Origin of the sequence: Promicromonospora kroppenstedtii DSM 19349 (assembly GCF_000515355.1) — a bacterium.
Lineage (GTDB): Bacteria > Actinomycetota > Actinomycetes > Actinomycetales > Cellulomonadaceae > Promicromonospora > Promicromonospora kroppenstedtii.
Genome location: NZ_KI911656.1, coordinates 70,710 through 74,272, shown reverse-complemented (window position 1 = coordinate 74,272; position 3,563 = coordinate 70,710). Strand labels below are relative to the sequence as shown.

Below are 3,563 nucleotides of genomic sequence, written 5' to 3'. Positions count from 1 at the left end.
TCGCGCCCGCCGCCGTCGCCAACGCGCGGCGCGAGGCGGCCGAGCTCGCCAAGGTGAGCGGCACCCCGGCGTCGGACGGCGTGGCCGCGGCCGACTGGTCCTACCTCAACGAGGCCGTGCGCAAGGAGCGCTTCGACCTGGACGACGCCGCACTGCGCCCCTACCTGGAGCTCGAACGCGTGCTGCGCGACGGCGTCTTCAAGGCGGCCGGCCTGCTGTTCGGCCTCTCCTTCGTCGAGCGCCCCGACCTGCCGGGCTACCACCCGGACGTCCGCGTGTTCGAGGTGTTCGACAGCGTCGAGCCGGGGGAGCCGAACACCGGTCTCGGCCTGTTCCTCGGCGACTTCTACACCCGCGAGTCCAAGCGCGGCGGGGCGTGGATGGACAGCCTCGTCGTGCAGAGCGGCCTGCTGGGCGAGAAGCCCGTCGTGGTCAACAACCTCAACATCGTGGGGCCGCCGGCCGGCGAGCCCACGCTGCTCGTGTGGGACGAGGTCACCACCCTGTTCCACGAGTTCGGGCACGCCCTGCACGGCCTGCTCAGCGACGTGCGCTACCCGTCGCAGTCCGGCACCTCCGTGCCGCGAGACTTCGTCGAGTACCCCTCCCAGGTCAACGAGATGTGGTCCTGGGACCCGGAGATCCTGAAGTCCTTCGCGGTGCACCACGCCACCGGCGAGCCCATGCCCGCCCACTGGGTCGACACCATGCTGGCCTCCCGCGTCTGGGGCGAGGGCTTCTCCACCACCGAGTACCTCGCCGCCGCCCTGCTCGACCAGGCCTGGCACCAGCTCACGCCCGACCAGGTGCCGACCTCGGTCGACGACGTGCTGCCCTTCGAGGCGGCGGCGCTCGCGGCCGCGGGCGTGGACTTCGCCTCCGTGCCGCCCCGCTACCGCAGCACGTACTTCAACCACGTCTTCGGCGGCGGCTACTCGGCCGGGTACTACTCGTACATCTGGTCCGAGGTGCTCGACGCAGACACGGTGCAGTGGTACGCCGAGAACGGCGGGCTCACCCGGGAGAACGGCGAGGCGTTCCGGCGCAAGCTGCTCGCGCGCGGTGGGTCGCAGGACCCGCTGGTCTCGTTCGCGGACCTGCGGGGCCGGGCGGCGGAGATCACGCCGCTGCTGGAGCGCCGCGGTCTCGTCTGAGTCATGAGACGCGGGGCCACGGTTGACCGTCCGGGCCGTCCGGCCGGTTACCGTGGCCCCTGTGACTGAGACCGTTCCGACTTCCGCGCCCGTGCCCACCGCCGCCGACGAGGTCATCCGGATCTGCCAGGAGCTGATCCGCATCGACACGTCGAACTACGGCGACAACGAGGGCCCGGGGGAGCGCGCCGCGGCCGAGTACGTCATGGAGCTGCTGCACGAGGTCGGCCTGGAGCCCGAGCTGTTCGAGTCCAGCCCGGGGCGCGCGTCCGTCGTCGTCCGGCTGGAGGGGCAGGACCGGACCCGGCCCGCGCTCGTGCTGCACGGGCACCTCGACGTGGTGCCCGCCGCGAAGGACGACTGGAGCGTGGACCCGTTCGGCGCCGAGGTGACCGACGAGCCGGGCGGCAGTCTGATCTGGGGCCGCGGCGCCGTCGACATGAAGGACATGGACGCCATGATCCTGGCCGTCGTGCGGCAGATGGTGCGCGAGGGCCGTAAGCCCGCGCGCGACGTCGTGGTCGCGTTCTTCGCCGACGAGGAGGCCGGCGGCGTCTACGGCGCCCGCTGGGCCGTGGACAACAGGCCCGAGCTGTTCGAGGGCGCCACCGAGGCGATCTCCGAGGTGGGCGGCTACTCGGTCGAGGTGGACGGCAAGCGCGCCTACCTGCTCCAGACGGCGGAGAAGGGCATCGCCTGGCTGCGCCTGATCGCCGACGGCCGCGCCGGGCACGGCTCGCAGGTCAACCACGAGAACGCGGTCACGGAGCTCGCCGCCGCCGTCGCGCGGATCGGGCAGCACGCCTGGCCGTACACGGTCACGCCGACGGTCGACGCGCTGCTGCGCGGCGTGAGCGACCTGACGGGCCTGCCCGTGGACTACGAGGACCCCACCACGATCGACGCGCTGGTCGACGCGCTCGGCCCGGTCGCGAAGTTCGTGGGCGCCACCGTGCGCAACACGTCCAACCCGACCCAGCTGGAGTCCGGCTACAAGGCCAACGTGATCCCGGGCCGGGCCGAGGCGACCGTGGACGTGCGCCTCCTGCCGGGCCACGAGGAGGCCGGGATGGCCACGCTGCGCGAGCTGGCCGGGCCGAACGTCCGGATCGAGCCGATCCACCTGGACACCGCCCTGGAGGTGCCGTTCAGCGGGTCGCTGGTCGACGCGATGGTGGCCGCGATCGACGCCGAGGACCCGGGCGCCAAGGTGCTGCCCTACACGCTGTCCGGCGGTACGGACAACAAGTCGCTGCACCGCCTGGGCATCACCGGGTACGGCTTCGCGCCGCTGCAGCTGACCAACGACCTCGACTTCGCGGGCATGTTCCACGGCGTCGACGAGCGGGTGCCGACCGAGGCCCTCAAGTTCGGCACGCGCGTGCTGGACCGCCTGCTCGGTACCTGCTGATCCGCACGGCGATCGCCCGCACCCACGTGTCAGCCGTACAGGTCGCCCGGGTGACCTGTACGGCTGACAGGGAGGTCAGAGGGTCGAGGAGACCTTGATGATCTTGCGGCGGAGCCAGACCTTGCGCCTGCCGCCGATGTAGAGAAGGGTCCGTGCCAGTTCCCAACGGCCGTACTCGGCTTCGTCGGTGAGCGCCTTGCGGGCGTCCGGCACGGTGGTGTCCGGCTCGAAGGTCACGACGCGGTACTCGTACTGACTGTTCTTGCGGAACACGGAGCCGTCTCTCGCCATCTGATGCACCGTCCTCGGGTCGTGGGTGAGGTCAGTTTATGCCGGTTTGGTTGCAGACCGGTGACAGCAACAATTTTCGTCTGCCCATTGTGGCCCATGGGGCGCTACCTTCAAGGCATGACCGTTGAACCGCGTGCCGCGCTCGACCGCCTCGTAGCCGCACTCGAGGCCCACCATCACGCGGTCGCCACTCGCCGGAGTGACGACGACCCCGCAGTCGACGACGCCTACGACGTGCTCGCCGACGCCTACGAGGTGTACGAGGACTCCCTGGCGACAGTGTTCGGTGAGGTGACTCCGTTCTACCTGGCCGACGAGGTGGACGAGGACGACGAGGACGAGGACGACGAGTCGGACGAGGACCTCGACGACATCGACTTCGACGACGACCTGGACGAGGCCGAGGAGGAGCCGCAGCCCGCGCAGCAGCGCTGACCGGGCAGGGGCCAGGACACCGGCGGGCGGGCGGTCACCAGCGCTCCGGGTAACCGATGTCGGGGGCGGAGACGTCGTCGAGCGCGGCGTGCACCTCGTACGGCAGCTCGAGGGTCGCCGCCGTCAGCGAGGAACGAAGCTGGGTGGGCGTCCGCGCGCCCACGATCGCCGACGCGATGCCCTCGCGCTCCAGGAGCCAGGCCAGCGCCACCTCGCCGGCGGCGCGGCCCAGCCCCTCGGCAGCGGTCGCAACGGCCTCGACGACGGCGGAC

5 protein-coding genes are annotated in these 3,563 nt (G+C 71.2%); 3 read left to right on the top strand and 2 right to left on the bottom strand.

Annotation, left to right across the window (positions count from 1 at the left end; genetic code table 11):
* Positions 1 to 1,154 (top strand): M3 family metallopeptidase (locus PROKR_RS11050; RefSeq protein ID WP_036963067.1); only part of this gene is annotated, 1,154 nt, incomplete at its 5' end.
* Positions 1,155 to 1,215: 61 nt separating this feature from the next.
* Complete coding sequence (locus PROKR_RS11045) at positions 1,216 to 2,565, top strand: M20/M25/M40 family metallo-hydrolase (protein WP_051432876.1); 1,350 nt, start codon at positions 1,216 to 1,218, stop codon at positions 2,563 to 2,565.
* A 75-nt stretch (positions 2,566 to 2,640) separates the two neighbouring features.
* Here PROKR_RS11045 and PROKR_RS11040 read toward each other — a convergent pair whose 3' ends face one another.
* Positions 2,641 to 2,856 (bottom strand): DUF5703 family protein, encoded by a 216-nt coding sequence (locus PROKR_RS11040; protein ID WP_020014707.1) that lies wholly within the window; start codon positions 2,854 to 2,856, stop codon positions 2,641 to 2,643.
* Between the two features lie 117 nt (positions 2,857 to 2,973).
* Between PROKR_RS11040 and PROKR_RS11035 the strand changes: the two genes are divergently transcribed.
* A complete protein-coding gene (locus PROKR_RS11035; protein WP_036963062.1) occupies positions 2,974 to 3,291 on the top strand; it encodes a hypothetical protein in 318 nt (105 codons plus the stop codon).
* 34 nt (positions 3,292 to 3,325) lie between these two features.
* Here the strand turns inward: PROKR_RS11035 and PROKR_RS11030 are convergent.
* Positions 3,326 to 3,563, bottom strand: a 238-nt coding sequence (locus tag PROKR_RS11030) for an aldo/keto reductase (RefSeq protein ID WP_036963060.1), incomplete at its 5' end; no start/stop codon positions are given.